At 73.3% G+C, this 14,305-nt stretch carries 16 protein-coding genes and 1 riboswitch; of the genes, 10 read left to right on the forward strand and 6 right to left on the reverse strand.

Features of this window, described 5'->3' with window-relative positions; translation table 11 throughout:
- Window positions 1-49: 49 nt before the first annotated feature.
- A complete protein-coding gene (locus tag ASD90_RS03360; protein WP_056751631.1) occupies window positions 50-517 on the reverse strand; it encodes a DUF4235 domain-containing protein in 468 nt (155 codons plus the stop codon).
- Between the two features lie 64 nt (window positions 518-581).
- Window positions 582-698, forward strand: a riboswitch (TPP riboswitch).
- An 89-nt stretch (window positions 699-787) separates the two neighbouring features.
- On the opposite strand from ASD90_RS03360, the gene ASD90_RS03365 reads away from it, so the two are divergent.
- From ASD90_RS03365 to ASD90_RS03395, 7 genes are all read left to right on the forward strand, one after another.
- Entirely contained in the window at window positions 788-1,402 is a 615-nt protein-coding gene (locus ASD90_RS03365) for an ECF transporter S component (RefSeq protein ID WP_056751635.1), read from the forward strand.
- 22 nt (window positions 1,403-1,424) lie between these two features.
- Entirely contained in the window at window positions 1,425-3,755 is a 2,331-nt protein-coding gene (locus ASD90_RS03370) for an ATP-binding cassette domain-containing protein (protein ID WP_056751638.1), read from the forward strand.
- A gap of 55 nt (window positions 3,756-3,810) precedes the next feature.
- Entirely contained in the window at window positions 3,811-4,347 is a 537-nt protein-coding gene (locus ASD90_RS03375; protein WP_157611111.1) for a hypothetical protein, read from the forward strand.
- A 1-nt stretch (window position 4,348) separates the two neighbouring features.
- Window positions 4,349-4,945: a histidine phosphatase family protein gene (locus tag ASD90_RS03380; protein WP_056751642.1), complete on the forward strand. Its 597-nt coding sequence runs from the start codon at window positions 4,349-4,351 to the stop codon at window positions 4,943-4,945.
- A complete protein-coding gene (gene mptB / locus ASD90_RS03385) occupies window positions 4,938-6,518 on the forward strand; it encodes a polyprenol phosphomannose-dependent alpha 1,6 mannosyltransferase MptB (RefSeq protein WP_056751645.1) in 1,581 nt (526 codons plus the stop codon). The genes ASD90_RS03380 and mptB overlap by 8 nt, the downstream gene beginning before the upstream one ends.
- Window positions 6,519-6,595: 77 nt before the next feature.
- Complete coding sequence (locus ASD90_RS03390) at window positions 6,596-7,126, forward strand: hypothetical protein (protein WP_056751651.1); 531 nt, start codon at window positions 6,596-6,598, stop codon at window positions 7,124-7,126.
- A gap of 102 nt (window positions 7,127-7,228) precedes the next feature.
- Entirely contained in the window at window positions 7,229-8,443 is a 1,215-nt protein-coding gene (locus ASD90_RS03395) for a pyridoxal phosphate-dependent aminotransferase (protein ID WP_056754343.1), read from the forward strand.
- A gap of 12 nt (window positions 8,444-8,455) precedes the next feature.
- On the opposite strand, the gene ASD90_RS03400 is transcribed toward ASD90_RS03395, so the two are convergent.
- The gene (locus ASD90_RS03400) at window positions 8,456-8,737 is read right to left on the reverse strand and encodes a hypothetical protein (RefSeq protein ID WP_056751654.1); all 282 of its coding nucleotides are present in this window, start codon (window positions 8,735-8,737) and stop codon (window positions 8,456-8,458) included.
- 24 nt (window positions 8,738-8,761) lie between these two features.
- Between ASD90_RS03400 and ASD90_RS03405 the strand changes: the two genes are divergently transcribed.
- The 3 genes from ASD90_RS03405 to ASD90_RS03415 are packed head-to-tail and all read left to right on the forward strand — an operon-like array spanning window position 8,762 to window position 10,725.
- Entirely contained in the window at window positions 8,762-9,202 is a 441-nt protein-coding gene (locus ASD90_RS03405; RefSeq protein WP_056751656.1) for a DUF732 domain-containing protein, read from the forward strand.
- A gap of 29 nt (window positions 9,203-9,231) precedes the next feature.
- Window positions 9,232-10,278 carry an LLM class flavin-dependent oxidoreductase gene (locus ASD90_RS03410; protein ID WP_235506475.1) on the forward strand — a complete coding sequence of 349 codons (1,047 nt, stop codon included), beginning with the start codon at window positions 9,232-9,234 and terminating at the stop codon, window positions 10,276-10,278.
- A 21-nt stretch (window positions 10,279-10,299) separates the two neighbouring features.
- Window positions 10,300-10,725, forward strand: coding sequence for an OsmC family protein (locus ASD90_RS03415; protein ID WP_056751658.1), 426 nt, complete (start codon window positions 10,300-10,302; stop codon window positions 10,723-10,725).
- Between the two features lie 35 nt (window positions 10,726-10,760).
- Here ASD90_RS03415 and ASD90_RS03420 read toward each other — a convergent pair whose 3' ends face one another.
- The 4 genes from ASD90_RS03420 to ASD90_RS03440 all read right to left on the reverse strand — a co-directional run bounded on the left by ASD90_RS03420 (window position 10,761) and on the right by ASD90_RS03440 (window position 14,259).
- Complete coding sequence (locus ASD90_RS03420; RefSeq protein ID WP_056751659.1) at window positions 10,761-10,979, reverse strand: hypothetical protein; 219 nt, start codon at window positions 10,977-10,979, stop codon at window positions 10,761-10,763.
- Window positions 10,980-11,134: 155 nt separating this feature from the next.
- Window positions 11,135-12,511, reverse strand: coding sequence for a L,D-transpeptidase family protein (locus ASD90_RS22795; protein WP_082588450.1), 1,377 nt, complete (start codon window positions 12,509-12,511; stop codon window positions 11,135-11,137).
- Window positions 12,512-12,697: 186 nt separating this feature from the next.
- A complete protein-coding gene (locus ASD90_RS03435) occupies window positions 12,698-13,522 on the reverse strand; it encodes a thioesterase family protein (protein ID WP_056751666.1) in 825 nt (274 codons plus the stop codon).
- Complete coding sequence (locus tag ASD90_RS03440; protein ID WP_056751670.1) at window positions 13,519-14,259, reverse strand: TetR/AcrR family transcriptional regulator; 741 nt, start codon at window positions 14,257-14,259, stop codon at window positions 13,519-13,521. The genes ASD90_RS03435 and ASD90_RS03440 overlap by 4 nt, the downstream gene beginning before the upstream one ends.
- Window positions 14,260-14,305 lie beyond the last annotated feature (46 nt).

Consider the following 14,305-nt stretch of genomic DNA (forward strand, 5'->3'; position numbering starts at 1 on the left):
ACCGCCCGGTCGATGAGCCGCGCGCCGCGCGGGTCGGGCAGCTGACGGCCTAGCGGCCGCCGGTGGCCTTGTCGATGGCCTTCTTCGTGGCGCGCTCGGCCTTGTCCTTGCCCTTGGCGAGCTTGCGCGCCGCCTTCTTGTCGGTGAGCGACGCCTTCTCGTCCTCGAGGGCCTTGGGCAGGTGGCCCGTCGAGCGCCGGTAGTAGCTCGCCGCGCCGCGCTCGACGGCGACCCGGGCCGTGGCCACGGCCATCGACGAGATCGCGGTGAAGATGATGACGTCGCGGGTGCGCTCGCGCTCGAAGTCGCCCTTGACGGGCACGTTGCGGCCGGTCGCGAGCTTCCAGCCCTTCTGCGTGGCGTCGGTCGCGATCTTCGTGGCGAGGATGGTCGACCCGACGCTGAGGATCTTCCACACGGGGCCGCCGAGCGGCGTACGGGGCGTGGCGGCGTCCTCGGCCTTGGCCTTCGCCCTGCTGAGCGCCTTGGTGGCCTTCTTCGAGTCCTTGGGTCCCATGCCGTGACTGTACCCACGTCGTGCGGAGTAGAGTCACCCCCGACAACTGAAGAGCACCACCCACCCATCACGACAGGGGAGCGCGACACGCGCTGAGAGTGCGGCAGCCCGAAGGGCCGAGCCGCAGACCCTCGAACCTGCTCCGGTTAGCACCGGCGAAGGAAGTCGGTATTTCTCAGGCCACCGCACGGCATACGTCATCGACGTGTGCCGTCCGGCTGGCTTCCCCCAGGTATCCACACGTATCCACTGGAACCCGGGAGACACACCATGTCCAAGACCATCACCGCGAGCGGGCCGCTGACCCGCTGGCGCACCATCGACCTGCTCACCTGCGCCTTCCTCGGGGTCGCCTTCGGCGTCGCCTACTGGGCCTGGGGGCTCGTCTACTCCGTGCCGTCCGAGGCCGTGTCGGCGGCCTTCCCGCCCCTCGGGGCCCTCTTCAACTGGCCCTGGCTCGTCGCCGGCATCGTCGGCATGCTCATCATCCGGCGCCCCGGCGCGGCCGTCTTCACCGAGCTGCTCGCGGCGATCGTCTCGGCGCTCATCGGCACGCAGTGGGGGCTGACCACGCTCGTGTCGGGCCTCGTGCAGGGGCTCGGCGTCGAGCTCGGCTTCGCCGTCTTCGGGTATGCCGTCTACAGCTGGGCGCCGCTGTTGCTCGGTGGCTTCCTCGGCGGCGCCTTCGAGGCCGTCTACGAGTGGTACTCCTACTGGACCGACTGGGGCTGGGGCTACAAGATCTCCTACCTGCTCCTGCTCGGCGCCTCGGTGGCCGTCCTCGGCTCGCTCCTCGCCGTCGGCCTGACGCGCCTGCTCGCCGCGGCGGGCGCGCTCAACCCGTTCCCTCCGGGCCAGGAGGTCCGCGAGCAGCGGGCCGTCTGACCGGTTCGAGGTAGACGCGCCGATGGCACGAGAAGCCGAATACCTCGACGCGGGGTCGCGGTCGGTGACCTCGGGTGTCGGCGTGCGCGTCGAGGACCTGACGTGGCGGCCCTTCGGGCGCTCCCGTCCGGTCCTCGACGGCCTCGACCTGACCCTCGATCCCGGCGAGCGCGTGCTGCTCGCCGGGCCGAGCGGGTCGGGCAAGTCGACCCTGCTCCGCGCCGTCGCCGGTCTGCTGCTCACGGCCGACGCCGGTGACCTGTCGGGCACCGTCACCGTGGGCGGTCATGCGCCACAAGACGTTCCGGGCTCGGTGGGGCTCGTCCTGCAGGACCCGGGAGCCGGAGTCGTCGCCTCGAGCATCGGGCGTGACGTCGCCTTCGGCCTCGAGAACGTCGTGCTGCCCCGCGACGAGATGCCGGCACGTGTCGCGGCCGCGCTGCGCGAGGTCGGGCTGACGATGCCGCCCGACAGCCCACCGTCGACCCTGAGCGGCGGCGAGTCCCAGCGGCTGGCGCTCGCGGGCGCGCTCGTCATGGAGCCTTCCGTGCTGCTGCTCGACGAGCCCACGGCGATGCTCGACGCCGACACGGCGGCCGGCGTGCGTGCCGTCGTGGCCGAGGTCGTCGAGCGGCGCGGTCTCACCCTCGTCGTCGTCGAGCACCGGCTGGGCGGCTGGCTCGACCTCGTCGACCGTCTGGTCGTCCTCGACGCCTCCGGCTCGGTCGTCGCCGACGGCGAGCCGCGTCAGGTCCTCGCAGAGCACGGCAACTCCCTTGCGGCGCAAGGCATCTGGGTCCCTGGCGTGCCCGATCCGGAGCCGCTCGAGCTCGTTCTCGAGCCGGCCCCGTCAGCGGCGGCCGGCCGCGTGCCGCAGGGCCGTCTCGTCGCGGCGGCCGCCGACGTCCGGGTCGAGCACCGCAGTCGTCGGCTGGGGGAGCGGTCGCGCACGACGCTCGCCGTCGACGGCCTCGACCTCGAGGCGCGCGCCGGTCGCTCGCTGGCGCTCGTCGGGCCGAGCGGGGCCGGCAAGTCCTCGCTCATGTCCGCACTCGGCGGCCTCGTCTCGCCGAGCGGCGGGAGCGTCGACGTCGCGCTGCCCCTCACGCCGGCCGAGACCGGCGACCGCGCCGTGGCCCGTGACCGGCTCGCGCCGCCGCACGAGTGGTCCTCGATCGACCTCGCCCGCGTCGTGTCCTGGGTGCCGCAGCGTGCAGCCACCTCGCTCGTCGGCCGCACCGTGCGCGACGACGTGCTCACCACCCCGCTCGCCCTCGGGCAGGACCCCGATTCGGCCGGTCGCCGAGCCGACGACCTGCTCGCGGCCCTCGGGCTCGCCCACCTCGCCGACGCCGACCCGCGCCAGCTCTCGGGCGGTGAGCAGCGTCGCCTCGCGATGGCCTCCGCGGTGGCGCACGGGCCCGCCCTCGTGCTCGCCGACGAGCCGACCGTCGGGCAGGACCGGCTCACGTGGGCGGCCGTCTCCGGCGTGCTCGCGGCGGCCCGTGACGAGGGCGCGGCCGTCGTCGTCACGACCCACGACCCCGGCGTCGTCGACGACGCCGACGGCGTCGTCGAGCTGGCCGCCCCGAACCAGCCACCGCCCGACCCGGAGCCGGAGCGGCACCCGCTGCTCGCCCGGGTCGGCCCGCTCGCGCTGCTCGGCGCGGCGCTGTGCGTCCTGCCCCTGCCCGCCCTGCTGGACACGTGGCGCCAGGCCCTCGCCGTCCTCGCCGTCGAGGTCCTGCTGGGGCTCGTCGGCCTGCTCGCGCCGGGCCACGGCCGAGCCCCGGAGGGACGCCTGCGCGGGGTCCTCGCCCGGCTCGCGCCCGCTGGGCTCGCCGTCGTCGGCGTCGCGTGGTCCGCCTGGCTCCTCGGCGGGCGTGACCTCGAGGTCGCGGCCGGGGCGGCCTTGCGCGTGCTGTGCCTGCTCGTCCCGTCGGCGTTCGTCGTCGGCTTCCTCGACCCCGAGGGACTCGGCGACCACCTCGCCCAGCGGCTCCGTCTGCCGGCCCGTCCCGTCGTGGCCGCGACGGCGGCCCTCCAGCGGCTCCAGTCGTTCGACACTCTCTGGGGCGAGCTCATGACGACCCGCCGGGTGCGCGGCATCCGCGCCGACCGGGGGCCGCTCGCCCGCGGCCGTGAGGCCGTCGTCGTCACGGGCGGCCTGCTCGTCGGCGCCCTGGGCCAGGCGTCGGCGCTGGCGCTCGCCATGGACGCCCGGGGCTTCGCGGAGGCCCGGCGCCGCTCGTGGGCGGGCCCGGCGCCGTGGCGACTGCCCGACACGCTGGCCCTCGGCGCCGGGGTCCTCGTGGTCGCCGCCGCGGTCGCGGCCCGGCTGACGCTCTCCTGACGTCGTAGCGGGGCACAATGGGCGGCGCACACCTCGCGACAGGAAGGCGCCGCACGTGCCCATGCCAGGCCGACCCCGCCCAGCCACCCGTGTCATCCGCACACCCAGGGCGTATGCCGTCCCGACCGTCGCGCTGGGCCTGTCCGCCTCGCTCGTGCTGGCGCTCGCCGCGTGCGGCCAGCCCGCGCCGTCATCGCCCGACGACTCCGTCGCCCCCACCGTGAGCGTGCCCGTCCAGCCGACGATCACGGCCGAGACCCCGAGCGACGACGTGGCGGACCCGAGCGACACGGCCGCGCCGAGCGACGGCGGCCTCTTCGACGCGGCCTCGAGCCTCACGGACGCGACGTGCGAGCCCACGGGCGAGTCGTGGAGCTTCACCGGCACGCTGACCAACTCCGACACCGAGGAGCACACGTTCACCGTGGCCGTCTTCATCGTCAAGGACTCCGACGGCTCAGACGTCGCCGGCAAGGAGGTCGACGTCACGCTGGCGGCGGGGGCGACCGCACCGGTCTCCGTCAAGAACTTCCACACCGGGCCGAGCAAGGGCGTCGAGTGCCTGAGCGGCGTCACCGTGAAGGGCCTCTGAGGTGCGGCTGTTCCTCGTGCGGCACGGGCAGACCCACGCCAACGTCGCGCGCCAGCTCGACACGGCCGTGCCCGGTCTCGACCTCACCGACGAGGGTCGGGGGCAGGCCCGGGACCTCGCCGAGCGGCTCGGCGGCGAGGACCTCGGGGCCATCTACACCTCCGACCTCGTGCGCACCCAGCAGACCGCGGCGCCGCTCGCCGAGATGCTGGGCCTCGAGATGGTCGTGCTCCCCGGGCTGCGCGAGATCCAGGCCGGCGACTACGAGATGTCGACCGAGTGGCAGCCCTACATCGACGCCGTCATCCGCTGGCGCGACGAGCCCGACCACGCGATCCCCGGGGGCGACAGCGGTGCCGGCTTCATGGAGCGCTACGACGCGGCGATCGCCCGCATCGCCTCCGACGGCCACGAGTCCGCCCTCGCCGTGAGCCACGGAGCGGCCATGCGCGTCTGGTGCTCTGCCTCGCTCGGCCTGCCGGCCGACTTCTTCGACGGGCGCCGCCTCGACAACGCGCACGTCGTGACGATGGAGGGTGACCCCGTGGCCGGGTGGCGCCTGCTCGCGTGGGGCGACGAGCCGGTCACGCATGGCTGAGCCGCGACGCGCCGCCAGCCATGGCACGTGGCGATGGGCCGGCGCCGTCGGCGGGGTCGTGCTCGCCGCCGCGTCGTGGGGCTCGGGCGCGCTGCCGCGACCCAACACGGGTGTGCTGTGGCCGGGCCTCGCGTGGTGGACGACCAAGGGCGGCTCACCGCTCCTCGCGACGGTCTCGGTCCTCGCGATGGGCCTGCTCGTGCTCGCCTGGTGGCGCCTGCGCGAGGCGGACGTGTCGGTGCGCTGGTGGTGGGCGACGATCGCGCTGTGGTTCGTGCCGCTCGTGGCGGCGATGCCGCTCTACAGCCGCGACCTCTACTCGTACGCCGCGCAGGGCCTGCTCTGGGACCAGGGGCTCAGCCCCTACGACCACGTCGTCCGCGAGCTCGACTCGCCGTGGCGCGGATCGACGGCGCCGACGTGGCTCGACAGCCCGACGCCCTACGGACCGGTGTGGCTGCTCCTCGCCCGGGTCGTCGCCTCGGTGTCGGGTGAGCTGTGGGTCGCGCTCCTGCTCCTGCGCCTGCTCGCCGTGGCCGGGGTGGTCGTCATGGCCTGGGCCGTGCCCGACGTGGCCCGCCGGATCGGCTGGTCGCCCGTGCGGGCGCTCTGGCTCGGCGTCGCGGTGCCGCTCGTCGGCGCCCACTTCGTCGGGGGAGCCCACAACGACGCCCTCATGGTCGCCGCGGTGCTCGGGGGCCTGGCCCTCGCGCTGCGGGGCCGGTTCGTCCTCGCGTGCGTCGTCATCGCGCTCGGGGCCATGGTCAAGGTCACCGCCGTCATCGCGCTGCCCTTCGTCGTCGTCCTCTGGGCCCGCCACGTCGCGGCGGCACGAGCCCCGGGGGCGGGCGACCCGGCATACGCCCGCTGGGGTGACGTGCTGCGCGCGGGCGCCCTCACGCTGGTGTGCGCCGGGGTCCCGATGGCGCTCGGCGGAGTCGTGACCGGGCTCGGGTTCTCGTGGCTCAACCCGACGGGGACCCCCGGCAAGAACGAGCAGTGGACGTCACTGCCCACCGCGATCGGGATCGCCGTCGGCGCCGTCGGGCACCTGCTCGGCCACGACGCGTGGCGCGACACCGGCATCGCGGCCGCGCGGGCCGTCGGGCTCGTCGTGCTCGCCCTGCTCCTCGTGCTCGTCTGGCTCGCGGCGCTCAAGCCCGCGGACACCCGCGACCTGGCCGCGGAGGACGCCGCGGCCGAGCCACGACTGCGGCCGGTCCGCGGCGTCGCCTGGGCGATGCTCGCCGTCGTCGTGCTCGCCCCCGTCTTCCTCGGGTGGTACTACCTCTGGGCGCTTCCGCTCTTCGCCGTGTCGCTCGGCGCCCTGTGGCAGGAGCGTCTCGAGGGTCCCCTGGCCGTGGTCGCCACGGTCGTCTGCTTCGCGACGCTGCCCGAGGGCTACAGCCTCGGGCTGACCACGACCGCCGTCGGGGTGCCGGTCGCGATCGTCGTCCTCGTCCTGCTGCTGCGGAGCGGCCTGCGCACCGCCCGCCGCACCGACTGGCGACACCTGCTCGACCTCGACCGCCCTCTCGTCCGCAGCCCCGAGCCCGTCCCTCGTTCGAGGTGACGCCCGCCGGGTCACGGATCGGCGACAGTTGGACACGGGTGACTGCGGGTCGGGGCGACGTGTCCCACACTGTCCCGGTGAGTGACTCCGGCTTCGTCGACGAGGCCCCGACCGGCCGCGGCGTCCCCACGAGCGGGCCCGATGCGGCGCCCACAGCCAGGAGTCGACGGCGCCCCGGCCCGGCAGGCATCGGTTTCATCGTGCTCGTCGTCGCCCTGCTGGCCTTCGGGTTCTGGGCCTGGTCGAGCCGCGTGCACACCGACGACGTCGCCGCCTACGAGTCGCTCGCACGCGAGGTCGAGGAGCTCGACCGCTCGATGGTCCCGCTCGGCCACAGCGAGCTCCCGCCCTGCCGGGAGAGCATCGACGGACGCATCACCCGCACCTACCCGCCCTCGACGGGGCCGCAGGCCGCCGAGCTCGTCGGCTACCTCGAGCAGAAGGGCTGGACGCAGGGGTCCGCCGTGCCGCCTGTCGTGGGCCACCTGACCCGGGTCGAGAACGGCCACGTCCTCACGGTCGACGTCGCCGCCGGCGCGCTCAACCAGCTCGTCGCGTCGCTGACGGCCAGCAGCCCCGGCTCCAGCCTCGGCTGCCTCGGCCGCTAGCCACCCCGCCCCACTCGTCCCACGCGCGACGTGACGGACGCGACGGGCCACATGGTGGGAATGACGCAGCTCACGGCGTACGCCGGTGGGACGCTGGTCCACATGCGCGCGGTGACCCAGAGCAAGAAGCTCCAGAACGTCTGTTACGAGATCCGGGGTCCCGTCCTGGCCGAGGCCAAGCGGCTCGAGGACGAGGGGCACCGCATCCTCAAGCTCAACATCGGCAACCCGGCGCCGTTCGGCTTCGAGGCTCCCGAGGACATCCTCGTCGACGTGATCCAGGAGCTGCCGACGGCGCAGGGCTACAGCGACAGCAAGGGCATCCTCTCGGCCCGGCGCGCCGTCAAGCAGCACTACGAGGTGCGCGACTTCCCGCCGGTCGGCGTCGAGGACATCTACCTCGGCAACGGGGTCAGCGAGCTCATCGTCATGGCGATGCAGGGACTGCTCGACAACGGCGACGAGGTGCTCATCCCGGCGCCGGACTACCCGCTGTGGACCGCGGCCGCGAGCCTCGCCGGCGGCAACGCCGTCCACTACGTCTGCGACGAGCAGGCCGGCTGGGCCCCGGACCTCGACGACATCCGCAGCAAGGTCACCGACCGCACGCGCGCCATCGTCGTCATCAACCCCAACAACCCGACGGGCGCCGTCTACCCGCGCGAGGTGCTCGAGGCCATCGCCCAGGTCGCCCGCGAGCACGAGCTGATCATCATGGCCGACGAGATCTACGACAAGATCCTCTACGACGGCGCGACGCACACCTCCATCGCGGCCCTCGCGCCCGACCTGCTCTGCCTGACCTTCAACGGCCTCTCCAAGGCCTACCGCGTCGCCGGCTTCCGGTCGGGCTGGCTCGTCATCACGGGGCCGAAGGAGCACGCGCGCAACTACCTCGAGGGCCTCGACATCCTCGCCAACATGCGTCTGTGCGCCAACGTGCCCGCGCAGCACGCGATCCAGGTCGCGCTCGGCGGCTACCAGTCGATCAACGAGCTGATCCTGCCCGGCGGCCGGCTCCTCGAGCAGCGCAACGTCGCGTGGGAGATGCTCAACCAGATCCCCGGGGTGTCGGCGACGAAGCCCGAGGGGGCGCTCTACCTCTTCCCGCGGCTCGACCCGAAGGTCCACGACATCCACGACGACGAGCGCTTCGCCCTCGACCTGCTCCGCGACCAGAAGATGCTCATCGTCCACGGCACGGGCTTCAACTGGTCGACGCCCGACCACTTCCGGCTCGTCTTCCTGCCCCGCGTCGAGGACCTCGAGGACGCGGTCGGTCGGCTCGAGAAGTTCCTCTCGACGTACTCCCAGTAGTCGGAGCAGCGGTCAGCGGGAGGTGGCCCACCACTTGAGGAGCAGGCCGAGCACGACGCCCCAGACGACCGTGAGCAGCAGGCTGATCGCGACGGCCAGGAGGGCGGGCCGGCGCCCACCCGGCTCACGGCGCACGAGGCTGAGCCCCGCGAGCGCCAGGCCGAGCAGCTGCGGCAGGAAGACGAACCCGAGGACGACCGCCGACAACGAGGCGACGACCGCGGCCCGGGCGATCGGCGCGTCCGCTGCCAGCCGGGCGGACGCGGCGTCGCGGGGATGATCGGGCTCGCTCACGCGTTCAGGGTAACGATGAACGCGATGACACCAGCGCACGCTCCGCGGCCGTATGCCGCCCGGCCCGGTCAGCGCCCGGCGCTCGCTGCCGGGGCCGCCCTCCTCGTCGTCCTCTCGCTCGCCGCGTGCGGTGGGTCGGACCCGACGATCGGTGACCTGCCCGCGGGCGTCGCCGACGCGCGCCCGAGCATCTCGGCCGAGGAGGCACAGTTCGTCCTCGCGGCGCAGAAGCTCGGGGCCTCGGTCACGGGTGACACGGTGAACGACGACATCGAGACCGGGACGACCACGTGCTGGGCGCTGAAGAACGGTGGCGTCGAGCTGGCCCAGATCGCGGTCGACGACGACGACAGGCCGCTGCCCAACACCGGTGAGGCGCTGCGCACGAAGCAGCTGATGGCCGCAGGCGTGCAGGCCTTCTGCCCCGACTACGACGACCAGGTGTCCCAGCTCAAGCTGCCGTGACCGTGGGCGCGGTGGAACCGGTGGGTGGAATACCGCGCACCACGCTGCCCGTTGGCACCCACGTGAGTCCTGCCGCCAGAGCCCAGCTGAACATCCTCGACCTCGTGCCCGTCCTCGACGGGGGCAGCGCGGGGGAGGCGATCGCCTCGACGGTCGACATCGCCCGCCACGCCGAGAAGTGGGGCTACGGCCGCTACTGGATGGCCGAGCACCACAACATGCGTGGGGTGGCGTCGAGCTCGACGGCCGTGCTCATCGGCCACGTCGCCGACCAGACCGAGACGATCCGCGTCGGCGCGGGCGGCATCATGCTGCCCAACCATGCGCCGTACGTCGTCGCCGAGCAGTTCGGCACCCTCGCGACGATCCACCCGGGCCGCATCGACCTCGGGCTCGGCCGTGCCCCCGGCACCGACCCCTTCACGACCCGTGCCCTGCGCCGCAACGAGGCAGCGGCCATGAACTTCGCCGGCGAGGTCGAGGAGCTCATCGGCTACCTCGGTGACCCCGACCCTGACGCGAAGGTCCGTGCCATCCCCGGCGAGGGGACGCACGTGCCGATCTGGATCCTCGGGTCGAGCCACGGCGGCGCCCAGGTGGCGGCCGCCCTCGGCCTGCCCTACTCCTTCGCCTCGCACTTCGCCCCGGCCGCCCTGATGAGCGCCCTCGAGGTCTACCGCTCCCGCTTCACCCCGTCGACGGAGCCCGGCGGGCTCGACGCGCCGCGCTCGATGGCGGGCGTCAACGTCATGGTCGCCGACACGACGGCCGAGGCCGAGCGCCTCTTCACGAGCGTGCTCCAGCGTTTCCACGGCATCGTCACCGGCCGCCGCGCCGGGCTCCCCGAGCCCGAGGGCGACATCGCGACCCTCATGGCGCAGTGGTCGCCGGCCGAGCGCCAGGCTGTCAACGAGATGACGCGCGTCTCGCTCGTCGGCACTCCCGACGAGGTGCGCGACGGCCTCGCCGGCTTCGTCGAGGCCACCGGCGTCGACGAGGTCATCGTCACGTGCGGCGCCCACGACCACGACGCGCGGCTGCGCTCCTACGAGCTGCTCGCCGACGCATGGAACTGACCGTCTGAAAGGCTTGACCCCATGAGCACCGACGCCCCCGACCTCCGTTCCGTCACGCTGACCCGCGACAGCATGGGCCGCTACACCGCCCGCAACCTCCGCGGCGGCTCGATCACCGTCAGCTCCGGCACCGACGAGCTCTCGCCCGTCGAGCTGCTCCTCGCCGGCATCGCCGCGTGCACGGCCGTCGACGTCGACACGGTGACGTCCCGCCGCGCCGAGCCCGACGACTTCGAGGTCGAGGTGACGGCCGACAAGGTCAAGGACGAGCACGGCAACCACCTCCAGGACATCACGGTGACCTTCCGCGTGCGCTTCCCCGAGGGTGACGGCGGTGACGCGGCGCGCGAGATGCTGCCGAAGATGGTCCAGCGCTCGCACGACGAGTGGTGCACCGTCAGCCGCACCGTCGAGCTCGGCACGAAGGTCACCGCCACGGTCGAGTGACCGGCGACCGCCGCGACGACCGAGGGCGTATGCCGTCAGGGGCGGTGGGCGGCGTCGAGCCACTCGATGGGGTCGCCCCACCCGAGCCGCGTCACGCCGTGCTTGTCGAGCGCGCGGACGGCGAGGGTGCGCCGGTGCGCCGCGAACGTCAGGACGTGCGCGACCATCGCGCCGTAGGAGCACACGTAGGGCGGGTCGCTGGCGGCATCGACGAAGACGTCGTCGAGCTGTCCCTGCTCGATGGCGTCGCGCACGTGCCAGAGGAAGACGGGCGCGGCATCGGCGACAGCCAGGCGCCGAAGGTGTCACGTGAGCCGGTCACGTCACGATCCTGCGCGCCACGGCCCCCCGCGTACTTGATCGGGTTTGCTCTGCTCGCAAGGCCGCTCGCTCCAGTGTCGCGTCGGGCTCAGTGGTAGACGACGACCTTGTCGCCGATGCGCACCTTGAAGAAGAGCGCCTTGACCTGTGCGTAGTCGGCGATGTTGACGCAGCCGTGGCTGGCGCTGGCGTAGCCGAGACGCGCGAAGTTCGACGAGTAGTGCACGGCCTGGCCGCCGGAGAAGAACATCGAGTAGGGCATCGGCGTGAAGTAGAGGTTCGAGATGACGTACTCGTACTTGCGGGAGACGCTGAAGGTGCCCTCGCGCGTCTCGTGTCCGGGCCGGCCGAAGCGGGCCCACATGGCCGTCTGCGGCTTGCCGTCGACGACCCACGTCAGGGTCCGAGTGGCCTTGTCGACGCACATGACGCGGCCGGTGCGGCAGCGCTTGTCGAGCGACGCGAGGGTCGGCACGAGCGGGCGCAGGCCGGCGTAGTAGCGGTGCTTGTCGAACGTGCCCGGCACGTAGGTGAGGGCGCGCAGGCGCGCCCAGGTGCGGGTGTCGACGACGCCCGACTGCGGCACGTCGTAGGTGCGCTGGAAGGCGAGGACCTTCTGGCCGAGGGTCCAGCCGTAGGTGCCGGAGTACGCGTACGGCCACAGGCCCTTGGCGCCGAGACGCCGCTGGAGCTCGCGCACGTTCGCGGCAGGGGCCGACGTGCTGATCGCGGTCGGGGACGCCGTCAGCGAGACGAGCCGGCTCCACGTGCGCTGGTCGAGGACGCCGGACTGCGGGAGGTTCTGGTCGCGCTGGAAGGCGAGCACCCTCTGGCCGAGCGTCCAGCCGTAGTAGCCCGACACGGCATACGACCAGTAGGACGCCTTGACCACGCGCAGACGCACCTGGAGGTCCTTGACGGCGTTGCCGGACGCGCCCTCCTTGAGGCGGGTCGGCGTCGCGGTGAGGGCGACGAGGCGGTTCCACGTGCGCTGGTCGACGACGCCCGTGGTCGGGAGGCCCTGGTCGGTCTGGAAGGTCAGGACCCGCTGCCCGAGCGTCCAGCCGTAGACGCCGGAGACGGCGTAGGTCCAGTAGGAGGCCTTGACGAGGCGCAGGCGCACCTGGAGGTCCTTGACCTTCCAGCCCGAGCTGCCCTCGGGGATGACGACCGGGCTCGGGGCGGGTGGCGGCGGCGTGGTCGTGGTGGGGCTCGGCGTCGTGGTGGTGCTGGTGGTGGTCGACGGCGTCGTCGTGGCGGTCGTGCTGGTCGTCGTCCCGGTGGTCGTCGACGAGGTGGTCGTCTCGGTCGAGGTGGTCCCGGCGGCGCCGCTCGCCGATGTCGAGGTGCCGGGCGGTGTCGGCGTGCCGGTCAGGTCGTCGGCGCGCGCGGCCGGAGCCGTGACGGCGAGCGCGACGATCGCGAGTGCCGCGGCGACGCTGCCTGCGGTGCGATTCCTGTCCATGCGGATGGTCCTCATGGTGTCCCCTGGTGTCCTGACCGCGCGACGGCGGGTGTGAGTCGGCGCGAACGCGCCCTTCATTGTGGCAGGCGAGCCGTGCTTTGGCGCGGAGTCCCGACACGCCTCTTGACGCCTCGACGCGGCGAAAGGTTGTCGCCGCGAGGTCACGACTGCGGTGGACCGCCGGGCTCAGGCGCCCGGCAGGCGGCGGACGGTGAGGATCTGCTCGGCGCGCCCGACCGGGCCGCGCTCGTCGTGCAACGTCGTCGAGGTCAGCCCGAGGCCCGTCGGGCCCATCGTCACGCTGGTGTCGAAGCCGACCCAGCCGCGCACCGGCTCGCGGAAGAGGTGCACGCTGAGGTCGACGTTCGGGAACATCCACTCCTGCGGCGAGACACGGACGGCGATGCCGTTGGCGGTGTCGGCGAGGCGCACGAGATCGGCTGTGGGAGAGCAGGTCTCGCCGTCGACGAGCGGGTTGAGCGCGCGGATCCAGGCGCGGGTCCGGCCCGGTCGGCGCTCGGGATCGACCCGGAACTCGAGTCCCTCGATGTAGCCGCCCTCCCACGTGTCGGTGCCGACCCACGGGCGCATCTCGTCGGGTCCGGGGATCGGCGCGAGCTCGACACCGGCCACGGGCTCGGAGTCGTGCGACGCGAGACGCCACGCGTGGGCCCGCACGACGGCGCGGTCGTCCACGAGCATCGTCGCCTCGACGAGCTCGATGGTGCGTCCCGGCCGTGTCGTGCGCACCTCGACCCGGCTCGGTCGCGCGGGGATCATGCCGAGGATGTCGAAGGAGATGCGGGCGAGCTGCTTGCCGTCGCGCGGCTCGTGCAGGTCGATCTCGTGGGCGAGGATGCCGCTGACCGGCGCCATGTGCTGCTCGTCGTCACGCCACGCGCCCTGCACGTGGACGGTGGGCGCGTAGAGCCCCGGGCCGAGCCGGCGGTAGAAGGCCGGGGTCTCGTGGTCGAGCTCGGCGCCGGTGCTGTCAGGGGTCTCGCTGGTCACCCGCCCACCCTAGGTCGCCGTCCCGGCCGGGCCGGCGCGAGCCCGTCGAGCAGGACGCCGAGGCCGAACGCGTGAGCGGAGCGGGCATCGGCCGCGGCGTGCGTCGCGGCGCCGGCGGCCTGCCCGACGCGGCTGGCGAGCGGGAAGCGCTCCTCGATCCCGAGGGCGGCGAGCTCGGCGCCCTCGCGCAGCCACCACTGCTCCGGCGTCTCCTCGCTGCGCTCGGCCCGGGCCGCCTCGAGGGCTCGCGCCGAGGACCGGACGAACGCCAGGACGAGAGCGAGGGCCTGGTCCTTGGCGGGGTCGGTCAGCGGCAGCGGCTCGACGGCCCCGAGCTCGCGCTCGTACTTGCCGAGGGTGCCGGGGCCGAGCACGGCTCGTTCGGTCTCCACGTGGGCGAGCCACGGGTGCCGCGTCAGGAGCGTGAGGTTCTCGTCGGCCACCTGGCCGAGGCGATCCCTCCAGGACCCCGACAGCGGCGCCCACTCCATGTCGAGCCGGCACTGGTCGACCATGAGGTCGAGCAGCTGCGCCTTGTTCGCGACGTGCCCGTAGAGCGTCATGACCCCGACGCCGAGGTGTTCGGCGACCCGGCGCAGCGAGACGTCGTGCAGCCCGCGGTCGTCGGCCTCGCGGATGCCGGCGTCGACGACGGCATCGACGGTGAGGGTCGGGCGGCGCCCGGGGCGCGGGGGGAGTGGGCGCTCACGTCGCCAGAGCAGCCGGACGGTGCCCACGGGCCCACCCCGTTCGTCTCGTGAATCGCCTCGGGAACGATTCGGT

It is taken from the genome of Terrabacter sp. Root181, from assembly GCF_001428505.1.
Classification (GTDB): domain Bacteria; phylum Actinomycetota; class Actinomycetes; order Actinomycetales; family Dermatophilaceae; genus Terrabacter.

What these genes read in the sequence shown, in the direction of transcription:
- ASD90_RS03360 (WP_056751631.1), bottom strand. Translation starts at nt 517, where the DNA reads ATGGGACCCAAGGACTCGAAGAAGGCCACCAAGGCGCTCAGCAGGGCG.
- ASD90_RS03365 (WP_056751635.1), top strand. Translation starts at nt 788, where the DNA reads ATGTCCAAGACCATCACCGCGAGCGGGCCGCTGACCCGCTGGCGCACC.
- ASD90_RS03370 (WP_056751638.1), top strand. Translation starts at nt 1,425, where the DNA reads ATGGCACGAGAAGCCGAATACCTCGACGCGGGGTCGCGGTCGGTGACC.
- mptB (WP_056751645.1), top strand. Translation starts at nt 4,938, where the DNA reads ATGGCTGAGCCGCGACGCGCCGCCAGCCATGGCACGTGGCGATGGGCC.
- ASD90_RS03395 (WP_056754343.1), top strand. Translation starts at nt 7,229, where the DNA reads ATGCGCGCGGTGACCCAGAGCAAGAAGCTCCAGAACGTCTGTTACGAG.
- ASD90_RS03405 (WP_056751656.1), top strand. Translation starts at nt 8,762, where the DNA reads ATGACACCAGCGCACGCTCCGCGGCCGTATGCCGCCCGGCCCGGTCAG.
- ASD90_RS03415 (WP_056751658.1), top strand. Translation starts at nt 10,300, where the DNA reads ATGAGCACCGACGCCCCCGACCTCCGTTCCGTCACGCTGACCCGCGAC.
- ASD90_RS22795 (WP_082588450.1), bottom strand. Translation starts at nt 12,511, where the DNA reads ATGGACAGGAATCGCACCGCAGGCAGCGTCGCCGCGGCACTCGCGATC.